This window comes from Pseudoxanthomonas gei, assembly GCF_010119615.1.
In the GTDB taxonomy this organism is placed as follows: Bacteria; Pseudomonadota; Gammaproteobacteria; order Xanthomonadales; family Xanthomonadaceae; genus Pseudoxanthomonas_A; species Pseudoxanthomonas_A gei.
On the sequence record NZ_QOVG01000003.1, the window covers coordinates 67,824 to 87,401 of the forward strand.

A 19,578-nucleotide genomic window follows, 5' to 3' on the forward strand; every position below is an offset into this window, starting at 1 on the left:
TGCACATGCTGGAAGGTTTGGGGCGAATCGGATTCGGGTTGTTCGGGCTGGCGGTGCTGATTGGCATCGTCTTCCTGTTTTCCAACAACAAGAAGGCCGTTGACTGGAAGCTGGTCGCCACCGGCGTGGTCCTGCAGATAGGTTTTGCCGCACTGGTGCTGCTGGTGCCGGGAGGACGTGAAGTGTTCGACTGGCTGGGCCAGGTTTTCGTCAAGATCCTGAGTTTCGTCAATGCCGGCTCCAGCTTCATCTTCGGCAGCATGATGGACGTCAAGACCTACGGCTTCATCTTCGCCTTCCAGGTGTTGCCCACCATCATCTTCTTCGCAGCATTGATGGGCGTGCTGTACCACCTGAATGTAATGCAGGCCGTGGTGCGCGCCATGACCTGGGCGATCACCAAGGTCATGCGCGTGTCCGGCGCGGAAACGACCAGCGTCTGCGCCAGCGTGTTCATCGGCCAGACCGAGGCACCGCTGACGGTGCGTCCCTACATTCCGAAGATGACCGAGTCGGAACTGCTGACGATGATGATCGGCGGCATGGCCCACATCGCCGGCGGCGTGCTGGCTGCCTACGTGGGCATGCTGGGCGGCGGCGATCCGGCGCAGCAGGCGTTCTACGCCAAGCACCTGCTCGCCGCTTCCATCATGGCGGCGCCGGCCACCCTGGTGGTGGCCAAGCTGCTGATCCCGGAAACCGGAACCCCGCTCACCCGCGGCACGGTGAAGATGGAAGTGGAGAAGACTTCGAGCAACGTCATTGATGCGGCCGCCGCCGGTGCCGGCGACGGCCTGCGACTCGCGCTGAACATCGGCGCCATGCTGCTGGCCTTCATCGCGTTGATAGCGCTGGTCAACTGGCCGCTGACCTGGGTGGGCGAAGTCACCGGCCTGCAGGCAATGCTGGGCAAGCCGACCGACCTGGCCACGATCTTCGGCTACGTGCTGGCGCCGATCGCCTGGGTGATCGGCGTGCCGTGGCAGGACGCGACCACGGTGGGTTCGCTGATCGGGCAGAAGATCGTGCTCAATGAGTTCGTCGCCTATCTGCAGCTCGCCGAGATCGTCAACGGCAAGGTTCCGGGCACCGTGCTGTCCGACCAGGGCCGGCTCATCGCCACTTATGCCCTGTGTGGATTTGCCAATTTCAGTTCCATCGCCATCCAGATCGGTGGCATCGGGGGCCTGGCGCCGGAACGTCGCTCCGACCTGGCGCGATTCGGCCTGCGTGCGGTGCTGGGCGGCACCATCGCCACGCTGATGACCGCGACCATCGCCGGCGTCCTGACCTCGTTCGATCCAGGCGCCGCCTTGCAGGCAGGCATGTGAGCCGGGTCGTAGTCGCGGGTTCGTTCAACGTCGACCATGTCTGGCAATGCGAGGCGTTGCCGGCCCCGGGAGCCACCATCGCAGGCAGCTATGCCAGCGGACCGGGCGGCAAGGGCTTCAACCAGGCCATCGCTGCCGCGCGTGCGGGTGCAGGCACCGCTTTTATTTGCGCATTGGGCGACGACCTGGGCGGCGTGCTGGCACGCTCGCTGGCGGCTGCCGACGGCATCGACCTGCGCGACCTGGTTTCGGGCCTGCCCACCGGCACCGCCGGCATCTACGTCGACACGCGCGGACGCAACACCATTGTCATCGGTGCGGGCGCCAATGCATCACTGACTCCGGATTTCATCGCCTTGCAGGGCGAACTCCTCGCCGCCGCCGGCGCGGTGCTGGTGCAGCTGGAATCGCCGATCGAAAGCATGCTCGCCACGCTGAAGGCGGCCCGCGACGCCCGTGTCATCACCTTGCTCAACCCGGCCCCCGCCAATGCGCCCACCAGCACCGAGCTGCTGGCACTCGCTGACATCCTCACCCCCAACGAGACCGAATTCGCCAACCTGGTCGGCCGCCACATCGGCGAGAAGATCGAGGCTGATGACGTTGGCATCACCGACGGCGCCAGCCTGCATGCCCTGTGTCGCGAGTTGCTGGCCCATGGCACCGTGGTGGTGACCCTGGGTTCGGGAGGCGTGTATGTCTCCCACGCCGACAATTCATTGCGTGACGATGCCAAGCCTTATTACCGCGTCGCCGCCGAAGCGGCCGAGGCCATCGACACCACCGGCGCCGGCGACGCGTTCAACGGCGCGCTCGCCGCATCGCTGGCCAGCCAAGTGGCAATGCCGTTTATCGAGCACGTGCGCTTCGCCAACCGCTATGCGGCGTTGTCGACAGAGCACGCAGGGGCGGCACTGTCCATGCCGCGCCACGCCGATGTGCTGGCTCGCTTTGGTGATGCAATCGCCTAGAACGAGCGCCTTGCAACCGCCTGGTCGCTGGAGTGTGCCTGTGCTCTCGTCGAACGCCACAGCCGTCCGAAGCCGATCCTGGCCCTGACCACGGCCAACGCCACACCTTGCCCCCGCCGGGCAAGTGGCGGCATCGAAACCCACGGCGGCCGGCGGGCGCGCGATGCAGCCGATAGAATGCCGCCCATGCAGCGCCGCCACTTCCTGAAGATCAGCGCCTGGAGCGCCGCCACGCTGGCCGTGGCAGGCGGTGCCGGCGGTGCGTCGTGGATCAACGGCGCACAAGCGCCCATTCCTGGCTTCGACTCGTTCGCGCAGGCGCGCGGTTGGCTGTCGGGCTTGCAGGAAAATGCCGCTGCACGTTCGCTGACCGATTGGTCGCTGGCCCAGGTGCTTGAGCACTGCGCGCAGAGTGTCGAATTCTCAATGGACGGCTTCCCGCTACCCCGGTCGCCGCTGTTCCAGGACACTGCCGGCAGGCTCGCCTTCGCCGCATTCAACCGCCGCGGCTCCATGCAGCACGGCTTGACCGACGCCATCCCCGGCGCGCCGACTCTGATTGCCACTGACCTGGGCGCCGCAGCAACGCGGCGGCTGGCTGCCTTCGATGCTTTCGAGGCGAATGCGTCAACGCTGCGTCCGCATTTCGCCTACGGCGAACTGGACAAGGCGCAGTACGCGCGAGCGCACCTGTTGCACCTGGCCAACCATGCCCAGCGCATCGACCTCGGCTGAGCTGCGCATCGGCGCGTATGCCATCGCGCCGCGCCTGGTGCTGGCGCCGATGGCCGGCATCACCGACAAGCCGTTCCGCCAGTTGTGCAAGCGGCTCGGCGCGGGCCTGGCGGTGTCGGAAATGACCATCAGCAATCCGAAGCTCTGGCACACGCAGAAGTCATTGCACCGAATGGACCACATGGGCGAGCCCGCCCCGATCAGCGTGCAGATCGCGGGCACCGAACCGGCCCAGCTTGCCGATGCGGCACGTCACAACGTGGCCCAGGGGGCACAGATCATCGACATCAACATGGGCTGCCCGGCCAAGAAGGTGTGCAATGCCTGGGCCGGCTCGGCGCTGATGCGCGATGAAGCCCTGGTTGCGCGGATCCTGGAGGCGGTCGTGCAGGCCGTGGACGTGCCGGTGACCCTGAAGATCCGCACGGGCTGGAATGCGGACAATCGCAACGGCCTTCAGATTGCGCGCATCGCAGAAGATTCCGGCATCGCCGCGCTGGCCGTCCATGGCCGCACCCGCGACCAGCAATATACCGGCGCCGCCGAATACGGGAGCATTGCCCGGATCAAGTCCGCGCTACGTATTCCGGTGATGGCCAATGGCGACATCGACTCGCCACAGAAAGCCGCCTACGTATTGCAGGCGACCGGCGCCGATGCACTGCTTATAGGCCGCGCGGCCCAGGGCCGCCCCTGGATTTTCCGCGAGATCGCCCACTACTTGTCCACCGGAGAGCTGTTGCCTGCGCCCGGCCTGGAGGAAGTACGTGAAATCCTGCTAGGCCACTTGCACGCCTTGCACGATTTCTACGGTGAGCACCAGGGCGTACGCATCGCGCGAAAGCACCTGGGCTGGTACGCGAAAGACCGGCCCGAAAACGCGGCGTTCCGCGCGGTGGTGAATCGCGCGGAAACGGCCGACGCGCAGGTGCGGCTCACCTCAGATTATTTCGATGCGCTCATTGCCGGTATTCCGCTTGGTGCGCCGGCGGCGCATGAGGCGGCAACGACTTGAATGGTTGCACTTGAAATAAGTTGAACCAGGCGCGGTTTGCATCGACGCACCCGCCGCTATGCCCACATTGCCGGCTTGGATGCGACGTTGGTCATGGTGCTTTTTGGCACTCGATTGCGCCGGACCACGGGCGCATTCTCTCAATCGCCGGCAACCCCCATTCCGGCCTGCGATACATGCAGCTACCGAAGCAAACATGCTTCATCGGAGGACATCATGTTCACCAAGACCCTGCTTTTCGTCGGACTGCTCGTGGCAGCGCCGATTGCCAGTGCGGCCTCGACCGCAGAACTTGCCCGGGAAACCGGACTTAGCGAACGCAACATACGCATGATTCTCGGCGCGCGTACGCCGTATGCGGAGTACCGCATCGACTACAACCGCAAGCTTCGCCAATTCAAGCAGGTGGTAGGCGAAGACAACTACCAGAGACTGATGAACGGCGAGGCCATCGTGCTGCAACGCAAGGCCCGGGATGAAACGCGCCCCATCGCGAGCGTGGAACCGGCGAGGCCGTGATCCACGTCCTGGTCCCGCCTGGGATATGGGAAGCCGGACATCAGGACCGGTTCGCCTCGGCCAGCGGGAGCCTGTCGTCGGATGGGCTCCGCCAGATGCGTAGCCAGAGTGTCCTGAGCGCTTTCTTCAATTCCCCATGGGCTACCGGCGCGCGATAGCCGCTCTGTGGCTGGGCAGGCGGAATGGCCTGCCACTCCCCATGGCCTGCACGTTCGGCAACAACGAAGTTGAAGCTGTAGTCCGGCTCCAGGCCCATGCGCAAATCGCTAAGCACGAGTTTCCCATCGGTTATCTGTGCCCGCATGAAGCCGCGGTTGAACCAGCGCAGCTGCTGCACGGCCTCGATATTCCGGGCGCCGGACAAGGCCTGCACATTCGACTTGTAGCCCGTGAACGAGATGGGACCCTGGTCTGCGGCCAGTGAACGGTCACCGATCACGTAACCATCCGGTGTCATCGCCACCACCCGCCACAGCAGCGTGTTGAATGGCATGGGCACCGAGAAACGCGGTGCATCGCGCAATCCAAGCGCGGCCAGATCCTGCGTGGCGCGCGCATCCACGACCGCCTTGGCCGCCAGTGACCAGCCCAGGTATGAAGTACTGAGCAGCAAGCCCGCCACCAGGGCGCGTTGCGCCAGTGCCCGCTGCTGGGCGAACCAGGCCAGCACGCAGGCCACCAGCAGCCAGACCGTATACAGCGGATCGATGATGAACACGCTCGACCACATCACCGGCGGCGTGCGCAGCGGCCACAGCAACTGCGTGCCGTAGACGGTGAAGGCATCCAGCAGGGGATGGGTGACCAGTGCCAGTAGGATGGCCCAGAACCAGCGCACGGGCGCTTCTGCCACACGCTTGCCACGGCGCCGGAAACCCCACCAGACCAGCCACGCCACCAGCGGCAGCACGAACAGCGAATGGCTGAGGCTGCGATGCATCGTCATCAGTGACACCGGGTTGTCGGTGAACAGCATGATCGGCAATGAATCCAGGTCGGGCAGCGTGCCCAGTGCGGCGCCGGCCAGCAGGGCGGCTCGACGATGGGCAGCGGGGGCGATGGCGCCTGCCAGGGCGGCGCCGAGGACAATCTGGGAAAGGGAATCCATGCCGTCGATGCTAGCAGCCGCTCCGGGAAGGCCTGCCGGGGTCCCGGTTGCGCTTCGCGGCAATGCGTTGCCGGTGTGTTCGCCTCAGCCCCCGCTGATTAACGTCGCCCGCACCCTGAACGCGGCACAATGCACGCCCGCCCCGCGCCGTGTATCATGCGCGCCCATCTTTTCATCCCGATCAAAGGATATAAGCCGCGATGTCGAACTTCCTCTTCACCTCCGAATCGGTCTCCGAAGGCCATCCGGACAAGGTCGCCGACCAGATCTCCGATGCCGTGCTCGACGCCATCCTCGCCCAGGACAAGCGCGCGCGCGTGGCCTGCGAGACCATGGTCAAGACCGGCGTGGCGATCGTCGCGGGCGAAATCACCACCAGCGCCTGGATCGACCTGGAAGCGCTGACCCGCAAGGTGATCCTGGACATCGGCTATGACAGCAGCGAAGTCGGTTTCGACGGCGCCACCTGCGGCGTGCTGAACCTGATCGGCAAGCAGTCGCCCGACATCAACCAGGGCGTGGACCGCAAGAAGCCGGAAGAACAGGGCGCGGGCGACCAGGGCCTGATGTTCGGCTATGCCACCAATGAAACCGACAGCTACATGCCGGCCGCGATCCACCTGTCGCACCGCTTGGTCGAACAGCAGGCCAAGATCCGCAAGAAGAAGAACTCCCCGCTTTCCTGGCTGCGCCCGGACGCCAAGTCGCAGGTCACCCTGCGCTACGAGGACGGCAAGGCCGTCGCCATCGATGCCGTGGTGCTCTCCACCCAGCACGACCCGGATATCAAGCAGAAGGACCTGGTCGAGGCCGTGCGCGAAGAGATCCTGATGCCGGTGCTGCCGGCCAAGTGGCTGCACAAGGGCACCCAGTTCCACATCAACCCGACCGGCAAGTTCGTGATCGGCGGACCCGTGGGCGACTGCGGCCTGACCGGGCGCAAGATCATCGTCGATACCTATGGCGGCTGGGCCCGTCATGGCGGCGGCGCGTTCTCGGGCAAGGATCCGTCCAAGGTCGACCGCTCGGCGGCCTATGCGGCGCGCTACGTGGCCAAGAACGTGGTCGCCGCCGGCCTGGCCGACCGTTGCGAAGTGCAGGTGTCCTACGCCATCGGCGTGGCCCACCCGACCTCCATCTCGGTCACCACCTTCGGCACCGGCAAGATCTCCGACGAGAAGATCGAGAAGCTCATTCGCAAGCATTTCGACCTGCGCCCGTACGGCATCCTGCAGATGCTCGACCTGATCCACCCGATGTACCAGCAGACCGCCGCTTACGGCCACTTCGGCCGCAAGGCCAAGGAATTCACCTACACCGACAGCGCCGGCAAGAAGCACACCGCCACTGCGTTCTCGTGGGAGAAGACCGACAAGGCCGACGAACTGCGCCAGGCTTCGGGCTTGAAGTAATGCGGTAATTCTCCCTAGCTGGAGAAGGCTTCACGGACGGGCCGCCTAGCGGCCCGTTCTGTTTTCCGTAACGCGCTTTTCCAATTCAGACCGGATCGCCCGCCTTGAACAGTCCCACCGAAGAAAATTCCAGCGCCGTCGCGCCCATGGCATCGACGCTGGAACTGCTTGAGTCCATCGCGGCAGACCGCACCGTGCTCGACCAGTGGCCCGAGGCCGAACGCGTGCGCCTGCACCAGGCCATTGCTTCGATCTACCACCCCGAGCCCAAGCTGCGCCGGAAAAAGTCCAAGGAACTGGAGCGCGAACGCCACCAGGAAAAGCTGCGCCGCGCCGATGCCCTGCTCGACCAGACCGGCATCCGTGCCCTGCGGCGCGCGCCGGTGTTCACCACCCCGAATTATTTCCCGCCCGCCGGCTTCGTCGCCCGCGACCGCGTGGAGGACGCGCCCGAGCCGCTGGAATCACCCGAGCTACGCCATTGCTACGTGTGCAAGCAGAAGTTCACCCAGCTGCACCACTTCTACGACCAGATGTGCCCGGCCTGCGCGGAGTTCAATTTCTTCAAGCGCACCGAACTGGCGGACCTGTCGGGCCGGGTCGCGCTGCTGACCGGCGGCCGGGTCAAGATCGGCTACCAGGCCGGGCTGAAGCTGCTGCGTGCCGGCGCGCAGCTGATCGTGACCACGCGCTTCGCCCGCGACTCGGCGGCGCGCTACGCGGGCGAACCCGACTTCGCGGACTGGGCGCACCGCCTGGAGATCTTCGGCCTGGACCTGCGCCACACCCCCAGCGTTGAGGCCTTCTGCCGTGAACTGGCGGGCAAGTATCCGCGTCTGGACTTCATCATCAACAACGCGTGCCAGACCGTGCGTCGCCCGCCCGAGTTCTACGCGCACATGATGGAAGCCGAGACCGCCGCGCTGCGCGACACGCCCGACCACGTGCGCCAGCTGCTGGGCAGCTACGAAGGCCTGCGCAGCCACGACCTGCTGCCCGAAGCCTCGGCGATGCAGGTCGCGATAAAGCAGGGCTTGCCTGAGCTTGCCGGTTTGAAGCAGGCCGGCCTGACCCATGCCGCCGAACTTTCGCAGGTGCCGCTGCTGGCCGAGGAACTGCTGGGCCAGAAGCACCTGTTCCCCGAAGGCCGCCTGGACCAGGACCTGCAGCAGGTCGATCTGCGCGGGCGCAATTCCTGGCGCCTGCAGATGGCCGAAGTGCCCTCGGTGGAGCTGCTGGAGACCCAGCTGGTCAACGCCATCGCCCCCTTCATCATCAACGCGCGCCTGAAGCCGCTGATGATGCGGACCCCCGCTGGTACAGAGATGACCCGGGACAAGCACATCGTCAACGTGTCGGCGGTCGAGGGCCAGTTCTACCGCAACTTCAAGACCACCCGCCATCCGCATACCAATATGGCCAAGGCCGCGCTGAACATGATGACCCGCACCGCCGCGGCCGATTACCACGGCGACGGCATCCACATGAACAGCGTCGACACCGGCTGGGTGACCGACGAGGATCCGGCCGAGCTGGCCGCACGCAAGACGTTGGAAGAACGCTTCCATCCGCCGCTGGATATCGTCGACGGCGCAGCGCGCATCGTCGACCCGATCATCCACGGCCTCAACACCGGCGACCATGTATGGGGCCAGTTCCTGAAGGACTACCGGCCGACGGACTGGTAGCAGCAGCGCCGCCTTCCGATTCCTCACGCCGAGCGACCTCGGCCCCTCCCAACACGCCGGTTACAATAAGCCCATGTCATTAATGCAACTGCAGCGCGTCGATTTCAGCATCGGCGGTCCGCTCCTCCTGGAACACGTCGACCTCACCCTGGAACCCAACGAGCGCGTCTGCATCGTGGGGCGCAATGGCGCGGGCAAATCCACCCTGATGCGGCTGCTGGCCGGCGAGATCCTGCCCGATGACGGCGAGGTGCGCCTGCAGAACGGCGTGGTGGTTGCGCGCATGGCCCAAGAAGTCCCGCAGGACACCAATGGCACCGTGTTCGACGTGGTCGCCGAGGGCCTGGGCGACCTGGGCCATCTGCTGGCGCAGTACCACCACGCGCTGCACGACGGCGACATGGAAGCCATGGGCGATGCCCAGGAGAAGATCGAGGCCCAGCACGGCTGGGACCTGGACCTGCGCGTGCAGCAGGTACTGACCAAGCTGGAGCTGCCGGAAGACGCCGACTTCTCCGCACTTTCCGGGGGCATGAAGCGCCGCGTACTGCTGGCCCAGGCGCTGGTGCGCAAACCCGACATCCTGTTGCTGGACGAGCCCACCAACCACCTGGACATCGATGCGATCGCCTGGCTGGAAGGATTCCTGAAGCAGTTCGAAGGCAGCATCGTCTTCGTCACCCACGACCGCAGCTTCCTGCGTGCGCTGGCCACGCGCATCGTCGAGATCGACCGCGGCCAGGTCACCAGCTGGCCCGGTGACTACGAAAACTACCTGCGCCGCCGTGAGGAGCGCCTGCACGCCGAGGCCCAGGAAAACGCGCGCTTCGACAAGCTGCTGGCCCAGGAAGAAATCTGGATCCGCCAGGGCATCAAGGCCCGCCGCACCCGCAACGAAGGCCGGGTGACCGCGCTGAAGGCGCTGCGCCGCGAGCGCTCGCAGCGCCGCGACCTCAGCGGCAACGTCAACATGGCCGTTTCCGCCGCGCAGAAGTCCGGCAAGAAGGTCATCGAGATCGAAGGCATCACCCAGGCCTACGACGGCCGCGTGCTGCTGGACAACGTGTCGGCAACGATCCTGCGCGGCGACCGGGTCGGCATCATCGGACCCAACGGCGCCGGCAAGTCGACGCTGCTGAAGATCCTGCTGGGCGAACTGCAGCCGCAGGCCGGCGAAGTCACCCTGGGCACCGGCCTGCAGGTCGCCTATTTCGACCAGCACCGCAGCCAGCTCAACGACAGCCTGAATGCGCTGGAGAACGTGGCCGAGGGCCGCGATTTCATCGAGATCAACGGCACCCGGAAGCACATCATCGGCTACCTGCAGGACTTCCTGTTCTCGCCCGAGCGCGCGCGCGCGCCGATCACCCGCCTGTCGGGTGGCGAGCGCAACCGCCTGCTGCTGGCCAAGCTGTTCGCCCAGCCTTCCAACCTGCTGGTGATGGACGAACCCACCAACGACCTGGACGTGGAAACGCTGGAGCTGCTGGAAGAACTGCTGGGTGAGTACAAGGGCACGCTGCTGCTGGTCAGCCATGACCGCGAGTTCATCGACAACGTGGTCACCAGCACCCTGGTGCTGGAAGGCAAGGGCCGCCTGGCCGATTACGTGGGCGGCTACAGCGACTGGGTGCGCCAACGACCGAATGCGCTGTTCAATGCCGAATCGTCGGTGCCGGTAAAAGCATCCCCCAGCCCGGTGCAGACCGCGGTCGTGGCCACCGAGCCGAAACGCAAACTCAGCTACAAGGATGCGCGCGAGCTGGAATTATTGCCGGCACGCATCGAGCAGCTGGAAACCGAAATCGCCACGCGTGCCGCCTCCATGAACGAGCCGAAGTTCTACCAGCAGGACAGCGCCACGATCCTGGCTTTCAACGAGGCCTCGGCCAAGCTGCAGGGCGAACTGGAACAGGCCTACCAGCGCTGGAACGAACTCGACGCCTGACCCGGCAGGCTGATGCAGGAGCGACGCGAGTCGCGAAACCGGTAGCATTGATGCGCGCCAGCTTCGCGACTTGCGTCGCTCCTACAGGAACCAGGGACCCACATGCAGGCATCACCGGCTACGTTCCAGACCCGCGACGGCCTTGCGCTGCACCTCAATGACTGGCCGGTAGCGCAGCCACGCGCGCGCATGCTGCTGGTCCATGGCCTGGGCGAGCATAGTGGTCGCTATGCGGCACTGGCGGGCGACCTCAATGCGCAGGGGATTTCGGTCCGCGCCTTCGACCATCGCGGCCACGGCAAATCCGGCGGCACGCGCGGCGTCAACGGCAGGGATGCCGATTGCCTGTCGCGCGACGCGCTCGAGGTGTTCGAATCCTATGCGGCCGAGGGCAGCGACCTGCCCTTCCTGTTCGGCCACAGCATGGGCGGCCTGGTCGCCATGCATGCGGTGGGCAGGCTTGGGCTGCGACCGCGCGGCCTGATCGCTTCCTCACCGGCACTGGCATCCCATGCGGGCAAGTTCGACCGCCTGCTGAGCAAGGTCCTGCTGCGCCTGGCGCCCGACCTGACCGTCGCCAATGGCCTGCCCGCCGACAAGCTTTCGCATGCGCCCGGTATCGAACGCGCCTACCTGGACGATCCCGACAACCACAACCGGGTCAGTGCGCGGGTGGCCCAGTACATCTTCGAAGCCGGACCGGAAGTCATTGCGGCCGCGCCCGGCTGGAGCGTGCCGACCTTGCTGCAGATCGCCGGCAGCGACCTCCTGGTGGATCCGGCCGGCGCGCGCGCCTTCGCAGCCGCTGCCCCCAAAGCCAGCGTCGAATGCCACGACTACACAGACCTCTATCACGAGATCTACAACGAGGCCGACCCGGCGCGCACCGGCGTAGTGGCCGACCTGTCGAAATGGCTCGCAGCCCGGTTGTAGGCGCTGCGCAAGCGGCGACCGGAATCCATGGAAACTGGCGGGGCGCGTGACCATCGGCTTGCCGTGGTCGCAGCTTGCCCAGCTCCTGCACACACGCCTCAGCCGGTGTTCTGCACGCCCTGCGAGACGCCGTTGACGCTGGCCACCAGCGCTCGCAGCAGGGTCTCGTCCTCGCGCCCGCTGTCGCGCCAGCGCTTCAATAAATCCACTTGCAGGACGCTGATCGGGTCCACATAGGGATTGCGCAGGCGGATGGACAGCGCCAGCCGCTGGTCGTTCTGCAGCAGCCACTCGTTCTCGTTCAGTCGCAACACCCACTTCAGGGTAAGCGCATGCTCGCGCTGGATCAGCGGGAAGAACTGTTCATGCAATGGCCCGGCCATGCGCGAGAACATCTCGGCGATGCTCAGGTCGCCCTTGGCCAGCACCATCGAGATGTCGTCGAGAAAGGTCTTGAAGAACGGCCAGTCACGGGCCATCTCGCGAAGGGACTCCTCGCCACCCTCGTCCACCACCGCCTGCAGGCCGCTGCCCACGCCATACCAGCCCGGAATGACCGCGCGCGACTGGCTCCAGGCGAATACCCAGGGAATCGCGCGCAGGTTGGTCAATGCCGCATCTTCCCCAAGCCGACGCGACGGCCGTGAGCCCAGGGTCATGCGTTCGATCACGTCGATCGGCGTCGCATTGCGGAAATAGTCCATGAACTTCGGCGCGCCGACGAATCCACGATAGGCCAGCGTGCTCTGCCCGGCCACGGTGTCCATGACCTCGCGCCAACCCGCTTCCCGCGGTTCCTGCGGACGCGGCCGCAGCGTGGACACCAGCACCGCGCCGGTCGCCTGTTCCAGCGAGCGCAGCGCCAGCGCGCGGATCCCGTATTTGCGATGGATGACCTCGCCCTGTTCGGTGACGCGCAGGCGGCCGTCCACGCTGCCGCGCGGCGAGGCTTCCACCGCGCGCGTGGTCTTGCCGCCACCGCGACTGATGGAACCGCCGCGCCCGTGGAAGAAGGTCAAGCGGATGCCGAGGTCTTTGGCGGCCTGCAGCAGTTCCACCTGGCCGCGCTGCAGGCCCCAGCGCGAGGCGGCGATGCCGCCGTCCTTGCCGCTGTCCGAATAACCCAGCATCACCATCTGCACGTTGTCGCGCGCCTGCAGGTGGGCGCGATAGACCGGATCGGCCAGCAGGTCGCGCAAGGTATCGGGGCCATGCTGCAGGTCGTCCACGGTTTCGAACAGGGGTGCGATATCGAGTGGTACGTTGCCGTTTTCATCCAGCAGCCCGCCACGGCGGGCCAGCGCCAGCACGGCCAGCACATCGGCGCGATCGTGGGCCATGCTGATGATGTAGGCGCCCAGCGCATCGGTGCCGTGCAGCTGGCGCGCCTCGGCCAGTGCGGCGAATACCGCATCCATGCGCAGGCCGGTCTCATCGTCGCTGCCCGGCAGCGCTTTTTCGCCACCTGCATAGGGACCCAGCAGGCGCGCACGTTCGACCAGGTCGTGTTTTTCCCAGGCCTCATCCTGCAGGGCCGCGGCTACCGCCCGCGCATGCACGCTGGATTCCTGGCGCACGTCCAGCCGTGCCAGGTGAAAACCGAAACTGCGCACCCGCCAGGCCAGCCGGCGCACCGCGAACCAGCCGGCATGCACGCCGCGGTTCTGTTCCAGGCTGTGCAGGATCAGCGCGACGTCGGCGGCGAACTCCTCGGGCGACGCGTAACCCGCTTCCGCATCTTCGAGAGTGGCATGCAGGCGCCCACGCATCAGGTCGTTGAGCAGGCGGTAGGGCTGGTCGGCATGGCGCGGCTTGGAGCGCGCCGCAACCTCCGGCAACAGCGTGCGGTAGCGGGCGACCTGCGCTTCGACCGCGGGCGACACGCCGACCACGTCCTTGGACTGGCTGAGCAGCGTGGTGAGCTGGCGCAATTCCTTTGTATAAAGCAGCAGGATCGAATGACGCTGCGCGCGCAAGGTCGCGGCGATGGTGCCGCCGTCGACGTTGGGGTTGCCGTCCATGTCGCCGCCAACCCAGGTACCAAAGCGCAGCAGGCGCGGCACCTCAATGGTCTTGCCAAAGGTCTCGCCCAGCGCGGTCTCCAGCGTTTCGTAGAGCACCGGCATGACCCGGTACAGCACGTTGGTGAGGTAGAAACCGACGTGCTCGCGTTCATCCTCCACGCCCGGACGCACCGGCGAGGAATCGGCGGTCTGCCAGGATGCAGTCAGCGCCATGCGGAAACGCGCGATATCGGTGCGGCGTTCACCGGGCGTGCGCTGGCCATCGAGGTCGTTGACCAGGCTGGCGACCATCAGCTGTTCCTTCTCCAGCAATGCGCGACGCACGGCTTCAGTTGGATGCGCGGTGAATACCGGTTCTATGTCGATGCGCGGCAGCCATTCGGCCAGCTCCCCCAGGCTCACGCCCTGGGCCTTCAGCTTGATCAGCGCGTCATGCAGTCCGTCGGGCTGCGGCGCGCCGCCGGCGCGCTGGTAATCGCGCCGGCGGCGGATGCGGTGCACCCGCTCGGCAATGTTGACCACCTGGAAATAGGCGCTGAAGGCCCGGACCAGGGCTTCGGCATGATGGGGTTCGAGTCCCGCCAACAGGCCGGCCAGCGAGGCCGGCGGCTCGGTGCCCTGGCGGCGGGCAATGGCGGTGGTGCGGACTTTCTCCACCTCGGCCAGGAATCCGGGCGAAACCTGCTCGGCCAGCATGTCGCCGACCAGGGCGCCTAGCCGGCGTACGTCGTCGCGCAGGGGCGCGTCAGGCGGGGCGAACTCGAGGCTGCGGGGGTCGTTCATGGACTGGGGGCCTGGATTTCGGGCGATGGGAAGGCTCGGCACCAAGCCTAACCCAGGCTTACGAAACTTGAACATCTTTCCATCCGGAAGAAGCGATATAATGCCCCGCCTTCGCCGAGGGGCGCTGCGACCGAGACATGTGCGGATCCATCCGCAAGAGCCCGCACCACGTGCCGGGACTCGACATAGTCCGGCCAGGCTCGGCGGAACGATCCTGTAACGGCGCCCGGTCAATCATGCGGCACAGACCGCAAGAATCCGGAGCAATAGCCATGAATGCAGTTCGCAAGTTCGCAACCGACGGTGACTACAAGGTCGCCGATCTCTCCCTGGCCGATTGGGGCCGCAAGGAACTCGATATCGCCGAGCACGAGATGCCCGGCCTGATGTCGATCCGCAAGAAATACGCAGCCAGCAAGCCGCTCGACGGCGTGCGCGTCACCGGCTCGCTGCATATGACCATCCAGACCGCGGTGCTGATCGAGACGCTGAAGGACATCGGCGCCGACGTGCGCTGGGCCTCCTGCAACATCTTCTCGACCCAGGACCATGCCGCCGCCGCAATCGCGGTCACCGGCACGCCGGTGTTCGCCTGGAAGGGCGAGTCGCTGGAAGAGTACTGGGACTGCACCCTGGACGCGCTGACCTTCCCGGGCGGCAAAGGACCGGAGCTGGTCGTGGACGATGGCGGCGATGTCACCCTGCTGATCCACAAGGGCTACGAGCTCGAGAATGGCTCGAAGTGGGTCGACGAGCCCGCAAGCTCGCACGAGGAAGGCGTGATCAAGGCCCTGCTCAAGCGCGTCGCGGTCGAGCGTCCCGGCTTCTGGCACACCGTGGTCAAGGACTGGAAGGGTGTGTCGGAAGAAACCACCACCGGCGTGCACCGCCTGTACCAGATGGTCCAGGCCAAGTCGCTGCTGGTCCCGGCCATCAACGTCAACGACTCGGTCACCAAGTCCAAGTTCGACAACCTGTACGGCTGCCGCGAATCGCTGGCCGACGGCCTGAAGCGCGCGATGGACGTGATGCTGGCCGGCAAGGTCGCCGTGGTCTGCGGTTATGGCGACGTCGGCAAGGGTTCGGCCCATTCGCTGCGCGCGTACGGCGCCCGCGTGGTGGTCACCGAGATCGACCCGATCAACGCCCTGCAGGCCTCGATGGAAGGCTTCGAGGTCAACACCGTCGAGTCGACCCTGGGCCGTGGCGACATCTACGTCACCACCACCGGCAACAAGGACGTGCTGACCACCGAACACCTGAGCCGGATGAAGGACCAGGCCATCGTCTGCAACATCGGCCACTTCGACAACGAGATCCAGGTCGACGCGCTGAATGCGTTCCCGGGCGTGGTCAAGCTCAACATCAAGCCGCAGGTCGACAAGTACACCTTCGCCGACGGCCGCGCGATCTTCCTGCTGGCCGAAGGCCGCCTGGTCAACCTGGGCTGCGCCACCGGCCACCCGAGCTTCGTCATGTCCAACTCGTTCTCCAACCAGACCCTGGCGCAGATCGACCTGTGGGCGAACAAGGACAGCTACGAGGCCAAGGTCTACATCCTGCCCAAGAAGCTGGACGAGGAAGTGGCGCGCCTGCACCTGGAAAAGATCGGCGTGGTCCTGACCACCCTGACCGCCGAGCAGGCCGCGTACCTGGACGTCAACGTGGACGGCCCGTACAAGCCCGAGCACTACCGCTACTGAGCAAGACCCGGCGGGCGGCTCAGGCCGCCCGCTTTCTTTCCAGCATTCGAGATCCCGCGATGGCCGGCGTTCCGTTTTCCTTCGAGTTCTACCCGCCCAAGACCGACGAGCAGCGCGCGCAGCTGGACCGCACCGCTGAAAAGCTAAAGGTGCATGCGCCGGAATATGTGTCCTGCACTTTTGGTGCCGGTGGTTCGACCTTGAGCTACACCTCCGAGACTGTCCGCCACCTCAAGCAATCGCACGGCTTCGATGCCGCGCCCCACCTGTCCTGCGTGGGTGGCAGCCGGGAAGAGATCCGCGAACTGCTCAAGCTCTACAAGGCCATCGGCTGCAGGCGCATCGTGGCGCTGCGCGGCGACCTGCCCTCCGGCATGGGTCATCCGGGCGACCTGCGCTATGCCTCCGAACTGATCGAGTTCATCCGTGCCGAGCACGGCGACGCGTTCCACATCGAAGTGGGCGCATATCCGGAAACCCATCCGCAGTCCGAAGATGCGTTGACCGACCTGAAACACTTCAAGGCCAAGGTCGACGCTGGCGCCAATGGCGCCATCACCCAGTATTTCTACAACGCCGACGCCTATTTCCATTTCGTCGACGCGGTGCGCAGGCTGGGGGTGGAAATCCCCATCGTGCCCGGCATCATGCCCATCTCCAATTACACCCAGCTCAAGCGCTTCTCCGAAGCCTGCGGCGCCGAGATTCCACGCTGGATCGGCAAGCGCATGCAGGCCCTGGGCGACGATGTCGACAGCGTCCGCGAGTTCGGCGCCGATCTGGTAGCCGCACTGTGCGACCGGCTGATTGCAGGCGGGGCGCCCTCACTTCATTTTTATACTTTGAATCTTTCGAAACCGACGATGAACGTGATCGCGCGCGTGCGCTGAATGCATCGGTAACGCCCGCGTTTTCCCGGTTTTAATCGATTCATCTACAGGCGCGTTTCAATACGCCGCGTCGACATCGATGGCAACAGCATGCGCACACGTTCCGATCTGCAGGATCTCTGCCATGAAACCCGCGATGCTCTCCGCCCTGGTCACCGCCGCCGTTGCCCTCGGACTACCCTGGTCGCAGCCAGTGGCTGCAACCAGTGGCATACAGCGCTGTGAAGCAGGCGACGGCACGGTGATCTACACCGACAAGGCCTGCCCGGCGCTGGGCAGCAAGGCCCTGCCCGTTTCGGCCGAACTGCTGATCCGCATCGCAGCCGAAGAGGCACGCTATTCCGATTCGAATGCACCACTTGCGCTGGGGCTGCAGCCAGACGCATCGGCCACTGATTTCGCAGGCGCGCCCGCGGCCAACGGCGCGGTGGGCCGGCGTGCCCCGCAGTCAGGTTGTGCGCGCAGCAAGCAGCAGTTGGTGGCGGACATGCGTGGCTCCTTCGCCCTTCACAATGTCAATCGCCTGGCCGAGAGCTACCACTGGGTGGGCAAGTCCAATCGCCAGGCACAGCAGCAGATGCTGCAGCTGGAACGCATGGCCACGTTGTCCCTGCAGCAGGCGAGGTTCTTCGATGGCTTCATCGGCAGTGGCCTGGATGCTGTCGACGCCGGTGCTGTGGATTCCAGTGGACTCGCAGGGACCTTGCAGCTGACCCTGGCCAAGGGTGCCAGCCTGCAGGTGGTGGACCTGGACGTGACGCGCTACGCAGGCTGCTATTTCGCCAAGCTGTGACACAAGGTGCTGGCCGCGTGGTTGCGGCGGGCGTGAACAAACTGCGGGGACAGCGCTTCCCATGATGACGGGCCACGGTTAGTCTGGCTCGCGATGCGTATTGACCCCGTTCTCCTGATCATCATCCTGCTCGGCGCGGGGCTTGGCTGTATCCCTTTTCCGGCCTTCGCCCAGAAAGTGCAGCGATGCAGCACCATGGACGGCAACACCGTCTATACCGACAAGCGCTGCGAAGACGTTGGCGCGATGGATCACCTGCCGCGCGTCACTGCCGGCATCAGCGGCTCCTCAGGCATCTACCGCGCGGGCTGCGCACGCACGCTGAGCGATCTCGTCTACCAGGTCACCGCGGCCATAGAGAACAAGGACGTGAACCGGCTGGCCAGCCTGTACCAGTGGAATGGCATATCCAATGCCAGTGCCAACCGCATCCTCAACAAGCTGGAAGTGATCGTGGACCGGCCGCTGGTGGACATCGCCCCGGTACGACCGGCCCCGCCGCCCGTTGTAGATGAGAATGGGGTGGTCGTGGATGACAACAGCGATGGCTACTATCCCCAGACGGCCACGCGGCAGCGGCCGGTGGGCCTGCGGCTGGAGCAGACCCTGAAGAATGGCAGCACGCCTTCGCGCACGGTATTCGGTCTGCGCCGGGCATACAAATGCTTCTGGATCACGCTCTGACCAGGCCGCGCCGGGTCATCGTTGATTGCGGCACAATGAGGCTGGAACCATGGAGGCCCGAACATGAAATTCCCCGACAAGATCTGGCACAACGGCGTGATCAAGCCGTGGGCCGAAGCAACTACCCATGTGATGGCGCATGCCATCCACTACGGCTCTTCGGTATTCGAAGGCATCCGGGCCTATGAGACGCCGAGCGGCACGGCCGTGTTCCGCCTCAACGACCACAACAAGCGCCTGTTCCAGTCGGCCAAGATCTACGACATCGAGATTCCCTACACCCTGGATGAAATCAACACGGCCTGCCGGGACATCATCCGGGTCAACGGGCTGAGCAAGGCCTACCTGCGCCCGATCGTGTTCCGCGGCTATGGCGGCGTGGGCATCGCGGCCGACACGCCGATCGACGTGGCGGTGGCGGCGATGGAGTTCGGCCGCTACCTGGGCGAGGACGGCATGGAGAACGGCATAGATGCCTGCGTCTCCAGCTGGCAGCGCTTTGCTCCCAATACCCTGCCCGCGGGCGCCAAGGCCGGCGGAAACTATCTTTCGGGGCAACTGGTGACGCGCGAAGCGCGCCGGCACGGCTACGGCGAAGGCATCGCGCTGGCGTCCACCGGGCTGCTCAGCGAAGGCGCCGGCGAAAACCTGTTCCTGGTCTTCGAGGGCGCGTTGCATACGCCACCCGCCAGCGCCTCGTTGCTGGCCGGCATCACCCGCAATTCGATCATCCACCTGGCGCGCGACCACGGCATCGAGGTGATCGAACGCGACATCCCGCGCGAGTACCTCTATCTCTGCGACGAGCTGCTGATGTGCGGCACCGCTGCTGAAATAACCCCGTTGCGATCGGTCGACGGCAAGCCGGTCGGCGACGGCAAGCCGGGCCCGGTCACGCGCAGGATCCAGGACCTGTTCTTCGGCCTGTTCGAAGGGCGTACCGAAGACCGCCACGGCTGGCTCGATTACCTCTGAGCCACCGGTTCCCATGGAGCCGGGCGTGCCCGGCTGCTTCTGATCCAGCCCTGTCTTTCCTGAAGT

Annotated in this window: 16 protein-coding genes and 1 riboswitch; of the genes, 14 read left to right on the plus strand and 2 right to left on the minus strand. The window is 65.4% G+C overall.

What is annotated here, in order from left to right; translation table 11 throughout:
* The first annotated feature begins 5 nt into the window (after positions 1-5).
* The 5 genes from DT603_RS05345 (at position 6) to DT603_RS05365 (ending at position 4,571) form a co-directional block, all read left to right on the plus strand.
* Positions 6-1,331, plus strand: coding sequence for a NupC/NupG family nucleoside CNT transporter (locus tag DT603_RS05345; protein WP_162348836.1), 1,326 nt, complete (start codon positions 6-8; stop codon positions 1,329-1,331).
* A complete protein-coding gene (locus DT603_RS05350; protein WP_162348837.1) occupies positions 1,328-2,302 on the plus strand; it encodes a PfkB family carbohydrate kinase in 975 nt (324 codons plus the stop codon). Before DT603_RS05345 ends, DT603_RS05350 begins: the two co-directional genes overlap by 4 nt.
* A 186-nt stretch (positions 2,303-2,488) precedes the next feature.
* Positions 2,489-3,037, plus strand: coding sequence for a DUF1569 domain-containing protein (locus tag DT603_RS05355; RefSeq protein WP_162348838.1), 549 nt, complete (start codon positions 2,489-2,491; stop codon positions 3,035-3,037).
* 1 nt (position 3,038) lies between these two features.
* Positions 3,039-4,052, plus strand: a complete 1,014-nt coding sequence (gene dusB, locus DT603_RS05360; protein ID WP_162349114.1) for a tRNA dihydrouridine synthase DusB — start codon at positions 3,039-3,041, stop codon at positions 4,050-4,052.
* Positions 4,053-4,268: 216 nt separating this feature from the next.
* Positions 4,269-4,571 carry a hypothetical protein gene (locus tag DT603_RS05365; protein ID WP_162348839.1) on the plus strand — a complete coding sequence of 101 codons (303 nt, stop codon included), beginning with the start codon at positions 4,269-4,271 and terminating at the stop codon, positions 4,569-4,571.
* A 40-nt stretch (positions 4,572-4,611) separates the two neighbouring features.
* On the opposite strand, the gene DT603_RS05370 is transcribed toward DT603_RS05365, so the two are convergent.
* Entirely contained in the window at positions 4,612-5,679 is a 1,068-nt protein-coding gene (locus DT603_RS05370; RefSeq protein ID WP_162348840.1) for a metal-dependent hydrolase, read from the minus strand.
* Between the two features lie 200 nt (positions 5,680-5,879).
* Here DT603_RS05370 and metK point away from each other — a divergent pair, with 200 nt between their 5' ends.
* The 4 genes from metK (at position 5,880) to DT603_RS05390 (ending at position 11,660) form a co-directional block, all read left to right on the plus strand.
* Entirely contained in the window at positions 5,880-7,091 is a 1,212-nt protein-coding gene (gene metK / locus DT603_RS05375; protein WP_162348841.1) for a methionine adenosyltransferase, read from the plus strand.
* A 146-nt stretch (positions 7,092-7,237) separates the two neighbouring features.
* Complete coding sequence (locus DT603_RS05380; RefSeq protein ID WP_162349115.1) at positions 7,238-8,779, plus strand: SDR family NAD(P)-dependent oxidoreductase; 1,542 nt, start codon at positions 7,238-7,240, stop codon at positions 8,777-8,779.
* A 73-nt stretch (positions 8,780-8,852) separates the two neighbouring features.
* Positions 8,853-10,727, plus strand: coding sequence for an ATP-binding cassette domain-containing protein (locus tag DT603_RS05385; RefSeq protein ID WP_162348842.1), 1,875 nt, complete (start codon positions 8,853-8,855; stop codon positions 10,725-10,727).
* A gap of 102 nt (positions 10,728-10,829) precedes the next feature.
* Positions 10,830-11,660, plus strand: coding sequence for an alpha/beta hydrolase (locus DT603_RS05390; RefSeq protein ID WP_162348843.1), 831 nt, complete (start codon positions 10,830-10,832; stop codon positions 11,658-11,660).
* Between the two features lie 98 nt (positions 11,661-11,758).
* On the opposite strand, the gene ppc is transcribed toward DT603_RS05390, so the two are convergent.
* Positions 11,759-14,467, minus strand: a complete 2,709-nt coding sequence (ppc, locus tag DT603_RS05395; protein ID WP_162348844.1) for a phosphoenolpyruvate carboxylase — start codon at positions 14,465-14,467, stop codon at positions 11,759-11,761.
* Positions 14,468-14,577: 110 nt separating this feature from the next.
* A riboswitch (S-adenosyl-L-homocysteine riboswitch) is annotated at positions 14,578-14,702 on the plus strand.
* A 37-nt stretch (positions 14,703-14,739) separates the two neighbouring features.
* Here ppc and ahcY point away from each other — a divergent pair.
* The 5 genes from ahcY to DT603_RS05420 all read left to right on the plus strand — a co-directional run bounded on the left by ahcY (position 14,740) and on the right by DT603_RS05420 (position 19,512).
* A complete protein-coding gene (gene ahcY / locus DT603_RS05400; RefSeq protein WP_162348845.1) occupies positions 14,740-16,170 on the plus strand; it encodes an adenosylhomocysteinase in 1,431 nt (476 codons plus the stop codon).
* A 59-nt stretch (positions 16,171-16,229) separates the two neighbouring features.
* Entirely contained in the window at positions 16,230-17,060 is an 831-nt protein-coding gene (gene metF, locus DT603_RS05405) for a methylenetetrahydrofolate reductase [NAD(P)H] (RefSeq protein WP_162348846.1), read from the plus strand.
* A gap of 124 nt (positions 17,061-17,184) precedes the next feature.
* Positions 17,185-17,853 carry a hypothetical protein gene (locus DT603_RS05410; RefSeq protein ID WP_162348847.1) on the plus strand — a complete coding sequence of 223 codons (669 nt, stop codon included), beginning with the start codon at positions 17,185-17,187 and terminating at the stop codon, positions 17,851-17,853.
* 195 nt (positions 17,854-18,048) lie between these two features.
* Entirely contained in the window at positions 18,049-18,537 is a 489-nt protein-coding gene (locus tag DT603_RS05415) for a hypothetical protein (protein ID WP_246191594.1), read from the plus strand.
* A gap of 63 nt (positions 18,538-18,600) precedes the next feature.
* Positions 18,601-19,512, plus strand: a complete 912-nt coding sequence (locus DT603_RS05420; protein WP_162348848.1) for a branched-chain amino acid transaminase — start codon at positions 18,601-18,603, stop codon at positions 19,510-19,512.
* The last annotated feature ends 66 nt before the right edge of the window (positions 19,513-19,578 follow it).

What these genes read in the sequence shown, in the direction of transcription:
- DT603_RS05420 (WP_162348848.1), top strand. Translation starts at nt 18,601, where the DNA reads ATGAAATTCCCCGACAAGATCTGGCACAACGGCGTGATCAAGCCGTGG.
- metF (WP_162348846.1), top strand. Translation starts at nt 16,230, where the DNA reads ATGGCCGGCGTTCCGTTTTCCTTCGAGTTCTACCCGCCCAAGACCGAC.
- DT603_RS05415 (WP_246191594.1), top strand. Translation starts at nt 18,049, where the DNA reads ATGGACGGCAACACCGTCTATACCGACAAGCGCTGCGAAGACGTTGGC.
- DT603_RS05345 (WP_162348836.1), top strand. Translation starts at nt 6, where the DNA reads ATGCTGGAAGGTTTGGGGCGAATCGGATTCGGGTTGTTCGGGCTGGCG.
- DT603_RS05390 (WP_162348843.1), top strand. Translation starts at nt 10,830, where the DNA reads ATGCAGGCATCACCGGCTACGTTCCAGACCCGCGACGGCCTTGCGCTG.
- ppc (WP_162348844.1), bottom strand. Translation starts at nt 14,467, where the DNA reads ATGAACGACCCCCGCAGCCTCGAGTTCGCCCCGCCTGACGCGCCCCTG.
- DT603_RS05385 (WP_162348842.1), top strand. Translation starts at nt 8,853, where the DNA reads ATGTCATTAATGCAACTGCAGCGCGTCGATTTCAGCATCGGCGGTCCG.
- DT603_RS05355 (WP_162348838.1), top strand. Translation starts at nt 2,489, where the DNA reads ATGCAGCGCCGCCACTTCCTGAAGATCAGCGCCTGGAGCGCCGCCACG.
- DT603_RS05380 (WP_162349115.1), top strand. Translation starts at nt 7,238, where the DNA reads ATGGCATCGACGCTGGAACTGCTTGAGTCCATCGCGGCAGACCGCACC.
- DT603_RS05370 (WP_162348840.1), bottom strand. Translation starts at nt 5,679, where the DNA reads ATGGATTCCCTTTCCCAGATTGTCCTCGGCGCCGCCCTGGCAGGCGCC.
- DT603_RS05410 (WP_162348847.1), top strand. Translation starts at nt 17,185, where the DNA reads ATGAAACCCGCGATGCTCTCCGCCCTGGTCACCGCCGCCGTTGCCCTC.
- metK (WP_162348841.1), top strand. Translation starts at nt 5,880, where the DNA reads ATGTCGAACTTCCTCTTCACCTCCGAATCGGTCTCCGAAGGCCATCCG.
- DT603_RS05365 (WP_162348839.1), top strand. Translation starts at nt 4,269, where the DNA reads ATGTTCACCAAGACCCTGCTTTTCGTCGGACTGCTCGTGGCAGCGCCG.
- ahcY (WP_162348845.1), top strand. Translation starts at nt 14,740, where the DNA reads ATGAATGCAGTTCGCAAGTTCGCAACCGACGGTGACTACAAGGTCGCC.